The organism is Bradyrhizobium sp. USDA 3256, from assembly GCF_054058275.1.
In genome coordinates, this window is sequence record NZ_JBSSAE010000002.1 from 5,488,868 (window position 1) to 5,507,715 (window position 18,848).

The window sequence follows — 18,848 nt, forward strand, 5'->3', positions numbered from 1 at the left end:
ATGATTGCTCGTATGCAAGCACAAAACTTGTTCGCAAGCGCACAACTTGCAAGCAAGCACCGCACTGCGGTAAAACATCGCAGAAACACAGGTAACGCAGCATCGGAGCTCGCTGACGCTCGCGGCATCCGTTCGAAGGCGCAGGAACTCCATGACTACCGTTTCGAAGAAGACTTGCTCGACCGGAAAAGCACCGGAAGCCGAGGCGTCCTATGCATTGGATGACCAACCCGGCTTCCTGCTCCGCGTTGCGCTGCGAACGCATACGACCGTGTTCACGGCCAAGATGATCGACGGCCTCACGGCACCGCAATTCTCGACCCTGGCCAAACTCAAGGAGGTCGGGCCTTGCTCTCAGAACTATCTCGGCCGTCTCATTCACTATGACTCGGCGACGATCACCGGCGTGATCAACCGACTGAAAAGCCGCGGACTGATCGAGAGCATCGTCGATCCCCTCGATCGCCGCCGCGTCGCGATCGATCTGACCGAGAACGGCCGGCTTGTTGCCGATCGAGCCATTGCAGCGGTGAAGGAAGTTTCACGCGAAACATTCTTTCCGCTATCTCCTGCCGAACACGCGACGCTGACCGCTCTTCTCAAGAAGATCATTCTCAGGTAGGTCATCGATTCTGCCGACAGCAACTATAGGAGAACTGACGGTCTGATGACCGACCGAATCAGGCAGCTTTCTCTGGATGACCTGCAGACCCGTCTTTCGCGCAACCATATGGCACGCTGGATGAGCTTGAGCGTAGTCCCGGCAGCCACCGGCAAGTTCCGCTTGGCATCCCCGCAGCGAGATTAATTCATCTCCAATCCCGACCATCGTTCGCACATGGTGGCATCCTCGCCACGCTTCTCGATACGGCGGGATGATACGGGTCGCGACATTCCTCGGCCGGCCATCACAGACAGACGATATGCGTGGATTTCTTTGCGACCTCGCTTTGAGACCGGTATGAAAGGTCGAAGCCCAGTGCTGAATTTCGGACGCACCTGGCTACAGCAGATGCGTCAGTATTCGTCCTTTGGCGAACGAAAGTTCGGTTGCAAGCGGAACAAATCGCCGGACGCCGGCAGAAGATTCACACGCGCGATACCGAGGCAGCGTCTTTCGTAGCCGTTTCAGCCTCCGCATCAACCTCCGCCTTGAAGCCTCTGGCGGACAGATCCCGACCAAGGGTTTCGGGCAAGATCAGCGATGCGATGATGAAGACGGCCGCCGCAGGAAGCGCGACCGCCACCATGCCGTTGAGGAGGCTACCGCCGAGATGCGCGGCGGCCAAGGGTACGATCACCGGCGCAATACTGCCGAGCCCACGACCGCCCATATAGAAGGTCGACACCGCCGTTGCACGCAGATTGACCGGATAGAGTTCCGATATCCAGACACCGGTAACGCCGAGCGCGACATTCCCCATGCCGAAGGCGATATAGAGCCAGAACATCGGCCACTCGGTCTTCGACCCCGCGTAAAGCTGGCCTCCCCACATCGCCATTCCGACCAGAGATCCGACCCAGAACAGCGCGGGCACGATCGCGCCTGCTCGGCGACCGGCGCGGTCGTTGAACAATCCATTCGCGAGATAGCAGATTCCGCTCACGAATGAGAGCAACACGGCGGTTGTCCGGACAACATCTCCGGGCGTGTGCATGTCGCGCAACAGAAGCGTCGGGATGAAGGACACCACGCTGTAATAGCAAAGCATGTAGCTCATCAGCCAGATGAAGGCGACAATGGTCTGGCACATGAAGCCGTTTCGGAAGATGTCGGCAAGCGGCAGGGTGCGCGGCTTCGCAGCACCGCGGCTTGCTCGGCGCCCGGCATCGTATTCCTGCCAGATCTTGGATTCGGGCATGAAGAAGCGAATGAAGACGGTGAGAAGAATGGGAGCACCACCGGTGAGAAGACCGATGCGCCAGCTCCATTCGTCGCTGAAGGTGGCGATCAGCCAGATACCGACGATCGATGCGGCCGAAGATGCGATGACGGCGCAACCTTGTAGCGCGGCGGCGCCGAGGCCACGGCTGTTCTTCTTCCAGGCTTCGTTGAAAAGAACCATTCCGACGCCATATTCGCCGCCAAGACCGATTCCCGTGATCAGCCGGAGCACCGCAAGCGACCAGTAATCCCAGGCGAAGGCGGAGATCAGGGCGGCCACGGAAAACAGGAGGATGGTCAACTGCAACGACGTCTTCCTGCCGAACCGATCGCCGACGATGCCGAAGATCGCACCGCCGATCGCCGATCCGAACAAGGTCAGCGCCTGGAGCGAACCCACTTCGGTGAGCGACAGCGACATCGACCGCTGGATGGCCGGAAGCAGGAACGGAAAGATCAGCACATCGTAGAAATCGAGAATGTATCCCAGCATGGCCGAGATCATGATCGCGTAGCGCTGGCTCGCGGTGTAGTCATTCGACTGAGATATCGTTGCTGACATGGTCTTCGTTCGAAATTGAGAGGTGAAGTGCGCGGCATGGCCGGACCCGAGTTGTGGAGTCCGGCCATGGGCCTATTGTCCCTGGAGCTATCGGCCCGGTGCCCTCAGCTCGGGATAGGCGAACTCACCCTTGTCCAGGACGTGGATACCGTCGAGCCACAGGCTGCAGCCGCGCAGAGGAATATCGAGATGGCACGGCGTGTCGTTGGTGCCACCAAGTTCCGTATTGGGACCGGTCGAGAAGAGCACGTTACCGTAGAACGACAGCGCGTTCATGATGTGCTCCGACGACAGCTGCTGCGAAGCCGCGATATGATGCCAATGCGCACGCTCGTTGGAGCCCCAACCGATATGGGAGATCGCCCAACCGCGCGGATCGCCGAAGCTGTCGATATAGTTCTTGATCAGGATCGCATCGGTCCCGTCACCCCGGATATCGGTGATGTATCCCTCCTTCACCGTCAGCGTGACGGGCGATTGGATGTATCGCTTAAAGGCACAGAGGATATCGCCGGGCATGAGGACCACCGTGCCGTTCACCTCGCCGTCGGTCGCCTGCGTGAAAGCGAAGCCCGATGGGAAGTGGTCCCAGCGGCCCGGCTCGTCGGTGTATCCGTACTCCGAAATCACCGGATACTGCTTCAGGCCATAGGTCACGTCCGTGCCCCCCGGCGACGTGATCCGCATCTTGTTGGCTGACTGCAGCAGCTTGCGCGACAATTCGGTGCGGCGGCGAAGGTCTTCGGTCGGGAACATCTTCTTGAGGATATGGAACGGCTCCATCACGCGCAGGATGCGCGCGCCGGCGTCCTGGATCTCGGTCTGCTCCCGGGAAAACAGCAGTCCCAGCAGATCGATCACCATATCCGCGCGCTTCAGCGTATCGATCGCCGGCTGGTTTCCGGTCAGCGCGTGGCGGCCCTGCTGGCCGGCAACCTTGCTCTGGCCGTATTTCGGAACGTTAAGATGGAAGGTCGTCGCGCCGAGCGCCTGCGCGGCCAACATGAAGGTCTGAGCATATTCGGGCTGGTCTTCGCCGCCACTGAGAACGACGACGACTTCACCTTTCTTGACCTTGCAGAGCTCGAGCTCGGCCTTGAACAGATCGAGCATTTCAACATCGACGCGTTGTCTAGACATTGTGAAAGACCTCCGGATAGAGACACATGGATTTGCAGTCCCCTAGAAGTGGGGCTGCGCGAGCAATTCCTGGACAATGGCGAGGAAGCCCTCGGTGTCGTCGATCTGCATTTGATGACCTGCGCCTTCTAGCCGCCGGATCGCGATCGATGGCAGAAGCCTGAGGATCTCGGCCTCATCCTCGGATCGAATGACGCCCCCACGCCCCGCAACGATCAGGGCGGTGGCGACGTCAAGATTTGCGAGGTCGAAATGAATGTCATCGTGATGAAAGCCCCTGTGGCTTTCGATCAACGCGCGCTCATCGCATGTATGCATCCACTCGGCCCGCATCCGAATATGCCGTTCGGGCCATTGCGGGGCATCCGATGCGCGAAGCGCCGTCTCGGCTTCGCCGCGCTGCGCGCTATGGAGCAATTTCAGGAGGGGCTCGACCGGGATCGGATAACGGCGGCGCCCAGGACCCGACACCGGCGGATCGATCATGATCAGCCGTTCGATGAACGACGAATGCCAGCGCGCTGCACGGATGCCGATGCGCGCGCCCATGGAATGACCCAGTATCGTATATGGCCCGATGCCGACCGCTTCGGCGAATGCGACGAGATCGGATGCGCAGGAATCGAGCGAATAGCTGAGATGTGGTCCGCTTTCGGAGAGACCGCGGCCGCGAACATCGAGGACATAGACGTCGCGCCCGGCACATAGGCGCTCGGCAATGAACGCCCATTGCGCCGCCGCGGTCGAAATTCCCGGGACGATGACCACCGCCGGCCCGCTGCCGCCGAATCTCAGATAATGCTGCCGGATGCCGTTGGCGCGCACATGGGCGCCATAAAGCAGACTGGTCGTCGATGCGTCTCTCACGTCGCGTTCTCCGACGGGAGCGCTCGGATCCGCTCGATCACCGCCTGTGTCGGCAGCACATCGGCATATTTGCTCGCGATATCGAACAGGTTGACCGCGTGAGACGTAGGCGACCGGTCGTAGACCGCATCGCTCGGCACCATGGATTTGAAATTAAGCGCGCACGCATCCACGACGGATGCACGCACGCATCCGCTGGTCGTACAGCCCGTTACGACGAGCGAGTCCACGCCGCCACCGATCAGATAGGTGGCGAGCGGCGTGCCGAAGAACGCACTGGCCTGGGTCTTCGGCAGCAGCAGCTCACCGGGTTCCGGAGCTGCTTCCCTGACGAAATCGTAGCCCTCAGGCGGAATCCGCATGATGCCCGGGATCTTTGCCGAGAACGCGCCGTGGTCATGGTCGATCTTTCGCGCGACGTGGGGGAAGATCACTGGCAGCTTTTCTTCCCGAAATATGCGCAACAGAGTCGATATATGCGCGACGGCTTCCCATCCCGCCTCGCCGCAGCTTGTAGGGTATTGCTTGATGGCTTCACGGATCGGCATCGGCCGGTTGCCGACCGATCGATACTGGACGTCGATCACGAGAAGTGCGGGCCGCCTGCCGAAACCGGCCGCGCCGCCCAAGCCGGCCATCGCATAGGTTTCCTGCTCTTCGAGCGGAATGACGTCGTCCCAGGGCTGTTTCGTGGTCATGCCTGCACTCCGGTGATCGCGACGTCAGTGAAGCGGAACGGTGGTCGCGTCGTACTGATAGATCCAGTCGTATCGCGCCGCCGTTGCCGAGGGCGCCCATTGCGTCTTGATGTAGTCGCCTGCCGTCGCGACCGAATTGAGCGCCGGATTATGGAAGACCGGCAGCATACCGGCCGCGGACTTCACGACCCTGCTGGTGCGGTCGAGCCGCAGGTCCTGATAGGTCCGGAAAGCCTTGGCCAGATCGTTCGGCTGGTCATCGAAGCAGCGCGCAAGAACCGAGGCATCCTCCAGCGCCATATTCACGCCCTGGCCGAGATAGGGCAGCATCGAATGACAGGCGTCGCCAAGCAGCGTGACGCGCCCCTTGGACCACGTCTCCAGTGACGGGCGAACGAACAGGCCCCATTTGTTGAGCGTGTCGACATTCCTGATCAGCTCGATGATGTCGGAATGCCAGCCCTGGAAATCGCCGAGACATTCTTTCACCGAACCCTTCTCCGACCATGACTCGAGCAGCCAGTCGGCACGATCGACCTGCCCGGAGAATGTCATCAATTGCGTATCCTGCCATTTCACCGGATAGGCGGTGACGTGCGCAGTCGGCCCGATCCAGGTGGAGACGACGTGCTCGCGCTGATGCGGCGCGAGACGCTCGACCGGCACCAGGCCGCGCCATGCGATGGCGTTCGTATATTCGCTCTCGATATTTCCAATCAGGCCGAGGCGGACCTTGGAGTGAGCGCCATCGGCCCCTATGAGCGCGTGTCCCTGGATTTCAGTGCCGTCGGCCAGCTTCGCCCGAACACCCTCGTCATCCTGGATGAACCCGACCACATGCGCATTGAGGTGGATCGCACTGGGCTTCAGGCGACGGACGCCTTCGACGAGGATCTTCAGCAGATGCGCGCGCAACAAGAGATAAGGCTGGTTCCCGGCAGCGTCGGAACTCCGGTCATAGAGCGGCCAGCTTTCACCATTGCTCCAGAGGCGAATGTCTCGGCGCTCGGCTGCGATACAGTTCTGCTCCACCTGCTCGGTCAGCGCGAGGTCTCTCAGAACCCGCACGCCATTCATCGAGATCCACAGTCCGGCGCCGACTTCACGCAGTTCGGATGACTGCTCGAGAATATCGCAATCGATGCCCCGGCGAAGCAGCGACAGCGCCATCGCAAGGCCGCCGATACCGGCGCCGGCGATCAGGACGCTCGACTTACTGACCTGTTCAATGCTCATGGTTTCTCCGAACGAAAGCGATGATTTCTCTTGATGGGTTAAGGGGCGCCTTCGGAGGCGTTCTCTGCGGCAAGGCTCTTCAGAGTCTCAAAAATCTTGACGTATCCGGTGCAGCGGCAGAGATTGCCGTGCAGGTAATGACGGATCTCCTCGTCGGTCGGATGCGGCGTCGCTTTCAGCAGGGCCGTAACGGCCATGATGAAGCCCGGCGTGCAGAAACCGCATTGAAGGCCGCCGTGAAGCACGAAGGCCTTTTGAACGCGTGACAGGCCGACGCGAGGCGTAACGCCCTCGATCGTCGTCACCTCCCGCTGATCCACGTCGACAGCGAGGGTCGTGCAGCTCGAGATCGGTTCGCCGTCGAGCAGCATGGTGCAAGCACCGCAGACCTCCATGTCGCAGGAGCGCTTAGTCCCCTTCAGGCCAAGACGATCGCGAACGAGGTCGATCAGCAATGTGTGGACAGGCACTTCCAGCGCGACGACTTGGCCGTTCAGCGAGAACGAGATGGGCAGAACGTAGGTCACGGCAGGTTATCCCTTCGAGACACGGCCTCTTCGACGTTGCGCATCAGCAGGACGCCGGCAAGATGACGCTTGTAATCGGCTCCGCCGTAGCGATCCTGGTTGACGTCAAGCTCGCCCAATGCTGCATCGAGCACGACTTCGATGGCCGAGCGTACATCTGCGAGAGCGCATCCCAGGAGGACGTCCTCGACGGCCTTCAACGGCTGCGGCCGCGGACCAATCGCACCGACGCGCACACGCGCGGCCTTGATCGTGCTGTCGGCGTCCACCGACCAGGCCATCGCGACGTTTACCGAGGGACGCTCCCCATGCTTGAACCGTCGGTAGGTCACCGGCCCGGTCGGGCGCGGAAACACGATCTTCGTCAGAAGCTCGTCCGGCTCCCTCACCGTTTCGAGTTCACCGCGAATGAAATCGTCGGCGCAAACCGCGCGGGTTCCTTTGGGCCCCTGCAGCATGAGCCGCGCGTTCAATGCGGCCAGCATAGTCGGCGGATCCGCATGCGGTTCCCCGAAGCACAGATTGCCACCCACCGTGCCGACACTGCGCACCCTGACATTTGCGACATTCGCGCAAAGCGAGGACAGGGCCGGGACATGCTGACGGATGAGGGCATTCGCGGCGATGTTCTTGTGCGTGCAGCGCGCGCCGACCTCGATCTCGTTCGCGTCGTTCAACGCGATAAGGTCGAGGCCGGGCAGCGCCTTGATGTCGACGAGCCGCTCCGTGTGGATGACGCGCATCTTCATGGCCAGCAGCAGCTCGGTGCCACCAGAATAGAACATGCCATCGCCCTCCTCACCGACCGCCGCAATGGCCTCGGTGATCGTGGTCGGCTTTTCGAATGCGAAGGGCGACGGCAGCATGTTACGCCGCACCGAGCAAGCTTTTGAGCTTGGCCTCGAATTCTTCAAAATTCCGATCGACCCGGCGCCTGATGACTCCGAGGCCCATGGTCGCGAGGCGCCCCTGGATGTCGACCTTTGCATCCACGGCGAGGGTGGATTCGGATCCGTCCGGTGTTACGTTGACGTCGAGAATGGCCGTCAGCCTGGTGCCCGTAAATTTGTCTCGCCCCATCGCGCGGATGCGGACATTCGATGGTTCGGTGACCGATTCGACCACAATGTCGGCAGGCACTTCGACCTTGAACGGGCCGATCTTCTGCTTGACCGTCGCCTTATAGGTCGCGAGCCGCTCGATCTCCTCGACGTTCTCGCAGCCCGGAATGCAGGACGAGATGCTGGGAACGTCGATCAGCGCGTCCCACAGCTGCGCTGGCGTCGCCGGCACCACCATCGACATGTTGAATTCCATGCTTATTTCCTCTGCTGCAACGCGCGCCACACTTTTTCTGGCGTCATTGGAAGGTCGGTGATCCGAATGCCGTAGGTTGAGAACAGCGCATTCGCGATTGCCGGCGCGACCGGAAGGATCGCGCCCTCGCCCATTCCCTTCGCACCGCCGGGACCTGGTCCGTCGCCGTTTTCGACGAGGATGGTGTCGAACGCCGGAGGCACGTCGGAGATGCGCGGAATCGTGTAGTCGATCGGCGTCGCGTTGACCGGCTGGCCGTCCTCGAACTCCAGCTCTTCGTAAAGCGCATGCCCGAAGCCCATGGCAGCGGCGCCTTCGTCCTGCCCTTCGGCGGCGACGCGATTGATCGCACGCCCGATATCGGCTGCGCTCGCATATCGCGGCACTTTGATCTGACCGGTGTCTTCGTCGACAACGATTTCGACGAGGCCTGCAGAGGTCTCCCAGAACAGCGGCGACTCGGCCAGCGCACCGTTCTTCGATCGCGGCGTAATCGCGCCGCGACCGACGACCTCGCCGGAGTCGATCCCAAATGTGCGATGGAAGATCTGATGGAAGGTTAGAGTTTCAGGGCCCGTCGAGACGCCCCCCTCGACCAGCGACAGGGTTTCCTTGGGCACTTCCCAGACGTCGGCCACCATGTCGAAGATCTGATCGGCGGCATCGAGCGCCGCGCTCTCCACGGACAGACCGACAACGACGGTGGAGCGGCTCGCCCCTGTTCCCCAATCGTAGGGCGCGACCGCGGTGTCGGTGCGTAACGTGCTGACTGCGGAGAACGGCTGATTGAGCGTCTGCGCCGCGATCCGCGCCATCGTCGCGTGCGCCCCTTGGCCGACTTCGATGCTGGAGACGGACACCAGGATCGAGCCGTCGATTTTCAGACGAACGAGCGCGTTTGCGATGGGCGTATTGGCCGGATCGGTGGCGGCCACCGCAAGTCCGCGCGCGCGCCGGTTCGACCCCTGGGCCTCGAACACGGATGACTGGCTCACGCACGCGACCAGCTCGCTCATATCCATATCGAGCGGCCGCAGGTCTGGTCGCGTCCGTTCCCCGCGGCCGGCGAGATTGACCAGCCGGAATTCGGCCGGATCCATTCCGATGGCGGCGGCAACGTTGTCCATGTGGGATTCCTTGGCCCAAACCGCCTGCGGTCCGCCAATGGACCGAAAGGCCGCGCCAGGGACTGTGTTGGTGTAGACCGCCGACGCCTCGAGGCGCAGATTCGGCGTCACGTACGGTCCCATGATCCGGTTCGCCGATTTGGTCGCGACGGCCGAACCCGTATCGGAATAGGCACCGCCATCGAGCAACAGCTTGGCGCGCTTGGCGAGAATGCGCCCCTTTGAGTCCACCGCGGTACGGATCGTGATTTCAGCACCGAGCCGCCGGCACGTCAGCATCGATTCGGATATCGATTGGGCAACGCGAACCGGGCGCTGCACCTTCCATGATGCTGCCGCGACCAAAGGCTCGATTTTCACGGAAGCCTTGCCGCCGAAGCCACCGCCCACGAACGGCACGATGATGCGAACCCTGGCTATTTGCAGGCCGAAAAGGCGCGACAGGACCTTCTGAACCGCGGTCGGCGTCTGCGCGCCCGTCCAAACCGTCAACGCGTCGCCCCGGAAATCCGCGATGACCGCGTGCGGCTCCATGGCAAAGTGAGAGATCGCGGGAAAGGTGAAGTGATCTTCATGGACATAGGCGGCAGTCGCTTCGGCGGCGTCGACATCACCGACATTGTTCCGATAGGTGTGGAAGACATTGCTGCCCTGGGTCGGCCGGGCACCGCCCTTGAAGTAAAAATCCTCAAGATTTTCGTGGTGCTCATGGATTAGCGGCGCGCCTTCGGCCATCGCCTCTTGAATCGTCGTGGCGCGCGGCAGCTCGTCATATTCGACATCCACCAATTCTGCGGCTTTTTCCGCGATCTCGACCGTCTCGGCGATGACGATAGCCACCGGTTCGCCGACATAGCGCACACGCTCGACAGCGATGATCGGCCGATCCTTCAGCACCAGGCCCCAACGGGCGAACGCGGCCACATCCTCGCCGACAAGCACATCAACGACCCCGTCGACCGATTTGGCGGCAGCCGTGTCGACCGAGACGATGCGCGCATGGACGGCCGGCGATCGCACGACGAAACCATGCAGCATTCCCGGAACAACGAGGTCCGTAATGTACTCGGCACGCCCTGTGACCTTCTCGATCAGGTCGGAGCGAACGGAATCCATGCTGTCTGTGGCGTGAGACATCCCGCGGCCCCGCATCGCTTCTGTGAAACTATCGCCACCACCGTTAGGCCAATTACCACTTGTATGCAAGCGCTATGCTTGTACACGACCGATGAATTTGTAATCAACGATCGGCCGGGATCGGGGATCAGGAGGGCAATAATCTGCGGCAGGACGTCAGCAACCGGCGATTTCGAAATTTTGTGCGCAAAAGCCGCCATACCGGCACGACAAGAAGAAATCCGTCGGACGGCTGTCGATGCCGTCCGGGCCGGGACCGCCGCCAGATGCCGAACGGGGATGGATTCTGGAATTGGGGGAATGTAGACAATAAACCGGTGCCGCAAGCTCTCGGCGCCGGTCGTCATTTCGCTAAACGAGCCCACGGCGTCGTGCCGTTGAGGGAAGAAAGTCTTGCCATCAAAAACAAAGGCGCGTTCTGCGGAAAGCTCGAAGCAAGCCCAACCATATACGCTGGATGACGCACCAGGCTTCCTTTTGCGTGTCGCGCTCCAGACGCATACGTCGATCTTCACCACGAAGATGATCGAAGGGCTGACGGCTCCGCAGTTTTCGACCCTTGCGAAGTTGCGCGAGGTCGGACCTTGCTCGCAAAATCACCTTGGGCGTTTGATCTACTATGATTCCGCCACGATTACCGGTGTCATCACGCGTCTCAAAGCCCGCGGCCTGATCACGAGCTACAAAGATCCGCTGGATCCGCGACGACGGGAAATCGACCTGACCGAGAAAGGCCGGCGAATAGCCGATGCCGCGATCGAGACCGTCGGAGAGATTTCCAGTGAGACATTCTCCCCACTAAGCCAGCAAGAGTTTCGAACGCTTGCGGAAATACTGAAGAAGGTCATTCGCCGGTGAGAGACGATTGAGGCATGACGATACTGCAAGCTGTCGCATGCATCCGTCCGCGCAACAAAAAGGGCCCGGCAATGTCAGCCGGGCCAGGGGGAGGAGCGGAAGACATCATCTTCCGTCACGCGAAGACGCCAACCCCGATTGAACGCTCTGCAAACGGGGTCCGCAATCAAAGTATCATCGATCGCAAGCCGCATTTTGTGCCGAGGTAAATCGCACCATCCACTTTCATCGGCACTATCTATCGCGTCATGATCGCGAGCATCGCTCCCGAGCCTGCCCGGCGTCCCCGGAGCATCGGCCAGCGCGTCCTGCGCGGCATGCCGAGTCGGCGTTGCATCGCTTCATGATGCACATTTTGTCGCAGATTGCGGTGCGGAGGATGCGAGTTTTTCGTGGCAATGATGGGAGAGCCCGCTATTCTTCGCAAACTCGACGCCAGCCTGCCTCGGCCGGTGGCGCAGTCGCCCTAGCCTCCAAGAGTGGATGGGATGCCTTCTTCATTCCCCCCCGAGACGGGCCATGGCTTGGCCCGAATGGATGTACCGGAGCTCCGGATCAATTACACTCCGGTCGATCCGGATCAGTTCGACCGCCCCATCAATTCCTTCTGCATCGAGACGGGCGAGGAAAATGACGAGCTTCCGTTGCATTCGCACCGGAAAGGACAACTGGTCGTCGCCTCGCACGGATCGGTGATGTGCCGGGCACCGGGCGGGCTGTGGATCGTTCCTCCGCAAGGCGCCGTATGGATACCCGCCGGTATCCTGCACAGCAACTGCATCTCGGACTACGGGAAGGTATTCGTCGTCTTCATCGATCCTAAGGCGAGCAATCTCCCGACGACCTGCTGCACCTTTACGATCTCGTCGCTCGTTCGCGAGCTGATACATCGGCTATCGGCTTTTCCGCCTCTGTACCCCGTTGAAGGTCCCACCAACCGTCTCGGACGCGTCCTGCTCGATGAACTCGTGCAGATGTCCACCGAACAGATGTATCTGCCGATCTCACCAGATAGTCGGCTTCAGCACCTTGCCGCATCGCTTCTCAACGATCCCAGTGACCGTAGCACCATCGAGGAATTGGCGGCTCGTTACGCGATGAGTGAGCGAACCTTCGCGCGATTGGTGCTGAAGGAAACTGGGATGACATATGGGCGCTGGCGGCAGCGCCTGCATGTTCTGGTCGCGTTGCAGCGGCTGTCGGCAGGCGCGACCGTCCAGACGGTGTCCGTCGATCTCGGCTATGAGGCACCGAGCGCCTTCATCACGATGTTCAAGAAGATGATGGGTAAGAGTCCGCGCCGCTTCCTCGCCGAACGCGCCAGCATCACCAGTCGTGAAGATTTTGCCTGACGTGGCAAACGGATATAGCGCCCCCGAGGACATCACTCTCGGTCACAAGGTCGCGTTGCTACCTGGCGCTGAAGGGAACCAGTGGATATTGAAGCAAGGCCTCGGCTTCGGCTTTCGGCGCCACAACCCGCGGCATTCCCTTCTGCGCCTGCAGCATTGACACTGCGCAATTGATGTTCTGGCCGCTTGCGTCGAACTTGATGTTGCCGGTCGCCATGAGGATCGGCTTCATGTCTGACGCCTTGAGGGCGGCATGAATGGGCGTCGATTCCGACGCCCCCGCACGGCTCACAGCGTCGCCAACAATCTGCACGGCCTCGAACGCACAGGCGGCGTTTCCATCGAGCCATTCATTCGGATAGTCCGCGGCGAACTTCTTCAGGATGTTCTCCGTATCCGGAGCCTTCGGATTGTACCAGATTGCCGACTGGATGGCGCCGTCCGCATATTTGCCCAGCGCGTCGTAATACGCCTTGTCGACCACGCCGTTTGAATTCGCCGAATAGATCATCTTCGGATCCCATCCCTGCTTGACGCATTCCCGTGTAATCATGATCGCGTCGTTGACGCGCGTAATCGGGACAAGGGCGTCGGCGCCGGAGGCCTTCGCCTTCGCCACCTCCACCGAAAGATCCTTCGCCTTTTCGTCATACGATATGTATTCCGTGATCTTCAACGGAACATCGACTTCCGCCCAGGCCTGCTTGATGCTTGCGGCGGTCGACTGGCCCATAGTGTTGTTCAGATGCAGGATAGCTGCGCTGGTCGGCGCATCTTTCAGCGTCGGCAGCAGCGCCTTGAAATCGATCAGGGACTGCCGAACGATCGTCAGTGACGTCGGATAATATCTGAAGACCTGTGTAAATCCTTGTGACGTCACCTGGGTCGCGCTCGCGATATGAACGACCATCGGAACGCGCGCGGCTTCCGCCGCCTGGAGCGCCGATATCGTGGCGCCGGAATCCCATGCACCGATCAGGACCGTACATCCCTGTCGGATGAGATTTTCGGCCGCAATCCGCCCGTTCTCCGGCTTGCTTTGGGTATCCGCGTGGACGACCTCGACATCGAGCCCGTATTTTTCCTTGGCGAATTTGACACCGAGGTTAATGCCGCGAACGCAAGCCTGCCCCGGAAATGCCAATATGCCGCTACTCGGCATGATGGCGCCGATCTTTACCTTCGTCGGCACCGCCGCCCTTAACGATCTCGTCAGAAGACCGGCAGCAACCCCTACTCCGGTGCCGAGCACCGCACGACGCGACACAACAGTCTGAATACGACCCTTCATATGACTATCCTTCGGACTTGCTACGTTGAAATCGATTTCACGGATCAGGGTTGCGCTCCCATCTCGGCCTTGATCAGATTCTCCTCGCTCTCATCATAGAGCGTGTCGATCAGCGGCCTATATCGCTCGAGCAACTGCTTTCGCCGTTTCTTCCGCGTCGGCGTCATGACGCCGTTCTCCGGGGAGAGTTCTTCCGGAAGGATCCTGAACGCCTTGATCTGCTCTGCCCTGGCCAGTCGACTGTTAGCCTTGGCGACCTCGGCCTCGATCAGGCGGACGACGATCTCGGACTCTGCCAGATCGGAATATCTTGTGATCGGCAACTCCCGCGATTTCGCCCAATCCATCGTTGCGGTCGCATCGACCTCGATCAACGCAGTCAGGTATTTGCGGCCTTCGCCGATGACCGCCGCTTCGGAAATGTACGGGCTGTGACGGATTTCGTTCTCGATCTGAGTCGGACTGACGGACTTTCCGTTGGAGGTATTGATGATCTCCTTCTTGCGATCGATCAGCTTGAACAGGCCGGTTGGCCCGATCTCGACGATGTCGCCAGTATAGAGCCAGCCGTCGCGCAGCGCTGACTTGGTCTCTTCGAGCTTGTTCCAGTAACCGACGAACAGGCCCGGACCGCGCACGATCATTTCGCCATCTTCGAGAACCGCCGTCTCCCACGCGGGATCATGGAGCGGCACTCCGACATTGCCGGCTTCCGGCCATTCCGCCATCTGGACCAGATTGGCGCCGACCAGCTCGGTCTGACCGTAGCACTCCTTCAAATGCAGGCCCCACAACTGCCACAGCGACATCAGCTCGGATGGCATCGCCGCCGAAGACGTGAATGCGACCTTGAGCTGATCGAAGCCGACTTCGGCGAGCAGCGGAAGGAAGATCTGCTCCTGGCAGACCTCGAACAGCTCCGAGACAAATGGATCCGGCGCGCTGCCGGCCCGCCGATTGTCGAGCGCCTTGCGGGCGATCTTCATCGCGAACTGATAGTCCTGCTTCTGCTTGGTCGTTCCCGCATGCGCCCTGCTGAGGATTTGCGCGGCAAACCGCTGATAAAAGCGAGGCGGGGCCATGAAATAGGTCGGCCGGACCTCCTTGATCGTCTGGGCGACGTCGGCCGTGCTCTCACCGAAATACGGCATGATGTTGAGGATCAGCGGCAATGTCGTCGCCTGCGCGCGGGCTACGGTATGCGACATTGGCAGGTGGACGACCACGCGATGGGCATCGGCGCGCATGCCGGGTCCGAACGTCGTAACGCAATGTGCGCCTGCTAGGATCGACAGATGCGTCAGCATGGCGCCTTTCGGATTTCCCGTGGTCCCGGACGTGTATCCGATGCTGACGACGTCACTGGACTTCGCCATCGTACCCTGTTTACGCAGGAACCTGCCCGCATCGGCGGCGATCGTCCCGCAAAACCCGTCCAGCGCGACGACGTTATCCGGCACAGCATCGCCTGCCCAATCCGGATCCAGCACGATGATCGTCTTCAGGCCGCTCGACTGGCCAGACCCGAGAATCACGTGAAGCTGTTCCTCGCTCCCGGCGAAGGCGAACGTCGCGCCGGAGTCCTTGAGGCAGTATGCGACCTCCTCCGGCGACGACGTGAAATAGACGCCGACCATTACGCCGCCAGCGCACATGGTCGCCATGTCGGCGATCAACCATTCCTGCGATGCATCACCCATGATCGCGACCCGGTCGCCGCGCCCCAGACCAGCCCGTTGCAGCGCACTCGCCAGGTTTGCCACCCTTTGCGCGTAGTCCTTCCATGTCACTGCCATCCATTCGCCATGACGCTTCTGTTGATACGCGACGGCATCAGGCCGATCCGCCAGTCGCGCGTTGAAAAGCTGCGGAACGGTGACTTCGGCAAGCTCGGCTCCGGAGGTGATGGCATCGACATTCATGTCATCTCTCCGCGAAGCGCTTCCGCTTCTCAGCGAAGGCGGCGACGGCCTCGCGGCGCTCGGGCAGCGCGAAGGTCAGCATCTCCAGCGCGCCCGAGGTGTCGAGCACCAGATGCGCGTACTGCTTGATGATCTTGTTGACGCTGTACTTCGTCCAGATGATCGACTCCCGAGGGCCGCTCGCAAGCATCTCGGCGTACTCGATCGCCGCATCCTTGACATCCCTGCCCGAAACGACCTCGTTGATCATGCCCATGGCGGCGGCCTTCTCGGCGGAGATAAACTCTCCGGTCATCAGGTAGTGCTTCGCACGCACCGGCCCCATCAGCAGCGGCCAGATCACCGCGCCGCCATCACCCGCAACCACGCCGGCCGTCACATGCGTATCGGCAAAACGCGCGGTCGGGCTCGCCAAGATGACATCGCAGAACAGGGCAAGCGTCGCCCCGAGCCCGACCGCAACACCATTGACCGCCGCCAAGACCGGCACCTCGACCTCGAGCATATTGCGCACCAGATGGCGTCCGCTCCTGGTCGGCGACGGCAACGGGCCCTTGTCCAGCGACTTCTGATCGCCACCCGAGCAGAAGCCACGGCCCGCTCCGGTCAGCACGATCGCGCGAACCTCCTTGTCGTGATCCAGGTCGACGAAAATCCGCTCGAGCTCCTCGTGCATGTCCCAGTTGATGGCGTTCAGGACCTCCGGCCGGTTCATCGTGACAACGGCAACGCCGCTGACGCGCTTCTCGACGATGAGATATTTGTAGATATGCTGTGACATCGTTCTCTCCATCCTGTGTTTCCTTGGGCTTATTTCTGGGGTCGCATAGCCCGGATCTGCGCAAGAATGTCTTCCGTCGGCCGCACGACGTTATTCCTGTCGTTGAAGTGCGGGATGACGTAGCGGCCGCACATCTCGATCGCTTCCATGATCTTCTCGTGGTTCACGGAATCGAGGTGAAGCAACACCTCGTCGATTCCCAGCGCCTGGAATTTCTCGAGCTGGCGAATAACGGTATCTGGACTGCCGCAGACGGTTGTCGCCGAGTGGTTCAGAAGATAATCCCAGTCTCTTCCGGCGCGCTCCATGGCCGGCACACTCTCGCTCATGTAGGCATAGTCATCGGCGAGCTTCGCCAGACGAGGATAGGCGTCGGTGGAAATTCTCGCGTAGTGCATCAAGGGCTCGGCGTAATCGTCCTTCGCTTTCTGGTCCGTCGAGCCGATGCCGAAGAACAGCGGAATGCCGGCACGAGGGCGCTCTAGCGGACCGTCTTCGTCGCGTTTCCACGCCTTGCGATAGGCGCTCAGCATCTGTTGCTGGACTTCCCAGCCCTGATAGATCGTGGCGCTCATCAGGGCCAGACCTTCGGATCCCGCCCAGCCATGGCTCCGCTCGCTGGTCGCAGCGATGCCTATAACCGGATGCGGCTTCTGTAGCGGCTTCGGCACCAGCATGCGCGGCGGGATCTGGTAATATTTGCCCTCGAAGGTGAAGATGTCCTCGCGCATCGATTTCTTGAGAAGTGCGATGCCTTCTTCCATCTGGGCAAGCGTCTCGCTCGGATCGACATTGAAGGCGCGCATCGCGATGGTCGTGTTCGCCCGGCCGCCATAAAACTCCATGCGGCCATGAGAGAGAATGTCGGTGACGGCGAGCCGTTCTGCGGAGCGCAGCGCGTGATTGATCCGCTGCGGCATGAGAGTAACCGCCGACCGCAATTTCACGCGCGAGGTGACAGCAGCCAGGTAGCCGAACACCACTTCGGGCGCCGAGCTCGAAATGCCGCCCAATGCCACATGCTGTTCGGAAAGCGCGACGCTGTCGAAACCGACGCTCTCGGCGAGACGCACTTCGTCGACCAGCTCATGAAGACGGCGCGCGTAGCTTTGTCCGACCTGGGTTTCCTGCTCCGACCAAAACCCAAACTTGAGTGCCATTTTTCAAAATCCTTCAGGGAGTTCGAGGTTGGCACAGTGTTTCACACGGACGACGATATTTTCATTCGAAAGCTGTCCGAGCGGACATGAACTTCCGAACATTATGCTGCACGGATCAAATTGAATTCGACGCGAAAGCAACGCATCAATCTTCCCACACTTGCATTGCCGGCAGTCTGCCATCACACGCACCATCGACAATTCCATCGACGACGACGATCTATTTCGTAAATGATCGGACAAGAAGGTCAGTGATGGCATCGAGACAGTTGCATCCTATCGCGGTGCTCGATCCGTTCGGATCCCCGATGATGCCGTTCGCCGAGATCGACTTGATCCCATTGGCCCACATCAAGCGCAGCTCGCCTTCCGAGAGAGCACCGCGATATCCGACCTCAAAGCCCTTTTGTCTGACGCTCTCAGGGCGCAAGACCATCATGAGCGATGTTTCCGCGATATCCGCGTGTCCGCCCACCGCGTCCGGATTGCCACCGGCATTCTGGACGGCAAGGCGCCAGCGGTCGATCCACGCGATGGAATCGCAGAACGCGTCGATTTCGACGTCATCCGGCATCGCCTCGCGCAATCGAGGGAGCATGTCCTTGAGCACGGGAAAATTTCCGATATGCCCGGAGAACAAAAGAATGCGTTTGAAGCCGTGCTTGGCGAGGCTCGTACAGTAGTCGAGGCATATCGCTTCGAGAGTTTCCGCGCGAAGTGAGATCGTCCCCGGAAATGCCAGATGATGAGCGGAGCACCCCACCGTGACGGTCGGCGCGATCAAGGTGGCTCCGAGATCGCGGGCGATGCGCTCCGCCAGCGCATTGGCATGATCCGTGTCCATGCAGAGCGGCAGATGCGGCCCATGCTGCTCTACGGCGCCGCAAGGGATCAACGCTGTCGTATATTCGTTCTTGAGCGCGGTGACGACGTCCTCGAAGCTCATGAGTTCCAGGCGGATTTGATCTGACTGGCGCGCGACGTTCAT

17 protein-coding genes are annotated in these 18,848 nt (G+C 60.6%); 3 read left to right on the forward strand and 14 right to left on the reverse strand.

The window, feature by feature from the left end; genetic code table 11:
• Nucleotides 1-286: 286 nt before the first annotated feature.
• Nucleotides 287-622, forward strand: a complete 336-nt coding sequence (locus ACVWY5_RS27880; RefSeq protein WP_456671718.1) for a MarR family winged helix-turn-helix transcriptional regulator — start codon at nucleotides 287-289, stop codon at nucleotides 620-622.
• Nucleotides 623-1,088: 466 nt separating this feature from the next.
• Here ACVWY5_RS27880 and ACVWY5_RS27885 read toward each other — a convergent pair whose 3' ends face one another.
• The 9 genes from ACVWY5_RS27885 to ACVWY5_RS27925 all read right to left on the reverse strand — a co-directional run bounded on the left by ACVWY5_RS27885 (nucleotide 1,089) and on the right by ACVWY5_RS27925 (nucleotide 10,496).
• Nucleotides 1,089-2,447 (reverse strand): MFS transporter, encoded by a 1,359-nt coding sequence (locus ACVWY5_RS27885; RefSeq protein ID WP_028337517.1) that lies wholly within the window; start codon nucleotides 2,445-2,447, stop codon nucleotides 1,089-1,091.
• 87 nt (nucleotides 2,448-2,534) lie between these two features.
• Nucleotides 2,535-3,587: a M29 family metallopeptidase gene (locus ACVWY5_RS27890; RefSeq protein ID WP_028337516.1), complete on the reverse strand. Its 1,053-nt coding sequence runs from the start codon at nucleotides 3,585-3,587 to the stop codon at nucleotides 2,535-2,537.
• Nucleotides 3,588-3,629: 42 nt separating this feature from the next.
• Nucleotides 3,630-4,454, reverse strand: coding sequence for an alpha/beta fold hydrolase (locus tag ACVWY5_RS27895; RefSeq protein ID WP_028337515.1), 825 nt, complete (start codon nucleotides 4,452-4,454; stop codon nucleotides 3,630-3,632).
• Entirely contained in the window at nucleotides 4,451-5,152 is a 702-nt protein-coding gene (locus tag ACVWY5_RS27900) for an isochorismatase family protein (protein ID WP_028337514.1), read from the reverse strand. The genes ACVWY5_RS27895 and ACVWY5_RS27900 overlap by 4 nt, the downstream gene beginning before the upstream one ends.
• A gap of 24 nt (nucleotides 5,153-5,176) precedes the next feature.
• Nucleotides 5,177-6,388, reverse strand: a complete 1,212-nt coding sequence (locus ACVWY5_RS27905; protein WP_080667298.1) for an FAD-dependent monooxygenase — start codon at nucleotides 6,386-6,388, stop codon at nucleotides 5,177-5,179.
• A 38-nt stretch (nucleotides 6,389-6,426) separates the two neighbouring features.
• On the reverse strand, nucleotides 6,427-6,915 hold the full coding sequence (locus ACVWY5_RS27910) for a (2Fe-2S)-binding protein (RefSeq protein ID WP_028337512.1): 489 nt from the start codon (nucleotides 6,913-6,915) through the stop codon (nucleotides 6,427-6,429).
• Entirely contained in the window at nucleotides 6,912-7,781 is an 870-nt protein-coding gene (locus ACVWY5_RS27915; RefSeq protein WP_028337511.1) for an FAD binding domain-containing protein, read from the reverse strand. Before ACVWY5_RS27915 ends, ACVWY5_RS27910 begins: the two co-directional genes overlap by 4 nt.
• A 1-nt stretch (nucleotide 7,782) precedes the next feature.
• Nucleotides 7,783-8,232 carry an SRPBCC domain-containing protein gene (locus tag ACVWY5_RS27920; RefSeq protein WP_028337510.1) on the reverse strand — a complete coding sequence of 150 codons (450 nt, stop codon included), beginning with the start codon at nucleotides 8,230-8,232 and terminating at the stop codon, nucleotides 7,783-7,785.
• A 2-nt stretch (nucleotides 8,233-8,234) separates the two neighbouring features.
• A complete protein-coding gene (locus tag ACVWY5_RS27925; protein WP_321176588.1) occupies nucleotides 8,235-10,496 on the reverse strand; it encodes a xanthine dehydrogenase family protein molybdopterin-binding subunit in 2,262 nt (753 codons plus the stop codon).
• Nucleotides 10,497-10,889: 393 nt separating this feature from the next.
• Here ACVWY5_RS27925 and ACVWY5_RS27930 point away from each other — a divergent pair, with 393 nt between their 5' ends.
• Nucleotides 10,890-11,354, forward strand: coding sequence for a MarR family winged helix-turn-helix transcriptional regulator (locus tag ACVWY5_RS27930; protein ID WP_028337508.1), 465 nt, complete (start codon nucleotides 10,890-10,892; stop codon nucleotides 11,352-11,354).
• Between the two features lie 533 nt (nucleotides 11,355-11,887).
• Nucleotides 11,888-12,706: an AraC family transcriptional regulator gene (locus ACVWY5_RS27935; protein WP_028337507.1), complete on the forward strand. Its 819-nt coding sequence runs from the start codon at nucleotides 11,888-11,890 to the stop codon at nucleotides 12,704-12,706.
• Between the two features lie 58 nt (nucleotides 12,707-12,764).
• Here ACVWY5_RS27935 and ACVWY5_RS27940 read toward each other — a convergent pair whose 3' ends face one another.
• From ACVWY5_RS27940 to ACVWY5_RS27960, 5 genes are all read right to left on the reverse strand, one after another.
• A complete protein-coding gene (locus ACVWY5_RS27940; RefSeq protein WP_028337506.1) occupies nucleotides 12,765-13,997 on the reverse strand; it encodes an ABC transporter substrate-binding protein in 1,233 nt (410 codons plus the stop codon).
• A 44-nt stretch (nucleotides 13,998-14,041) separates the two neighbouring features.
• On the reverse strand, nucleotides 14,042-15,919 hold the full coding sequence (locus ACVWY5_RS27945) for an AMP-binding protein (protein WP_028337505.1): 1,878 nt from the start codon (nucleotides 15,917-15,919) through the stop codon (nucleotides 14,042-14,044).
• Nucleotide 15,920: 1 nt separating this feature from the next.
• Nucleotides 15,921-16,700 carry an enoyl-CoA hydratase-related protein gene (locus ACVWY5_RS27950; protein WP_028337504.1) on the reverse strand — a complete coding sequence of 260 codons (780 nt, stop codon included), beginning with the start codon at nucleotides 16,698-16,700 and terminating at the stop codon, nucleotides 15,921-15,923.
• A 29-nt stretch (nucleotides 16,701-16,729) separates the two neighbouring features.
• Nucleotides 16,730-17,860, reverse strand: coding sequence for an LLM class flavin-dependent oxidoreductase (locus ACVWY5_RS27955; protein WP_028337503.1), 1,131 nt, complete (start codon nucleotides 17,858-17,860; stop codon nucleotides 16,730-16,732).
• Nucleotides 17,861-18,080: 220 nt separating this feature from the next.
• Nucleotides 18,081-18,848, reverse strand: a complete 768-nt coding sequence (locus ACVWY5_RS27960) for a creatininase family protein (protein ID WP_028337502.1) — start codon at nucleotides 18,846-18,848, stop codon at nucleotides 18,081-18,083.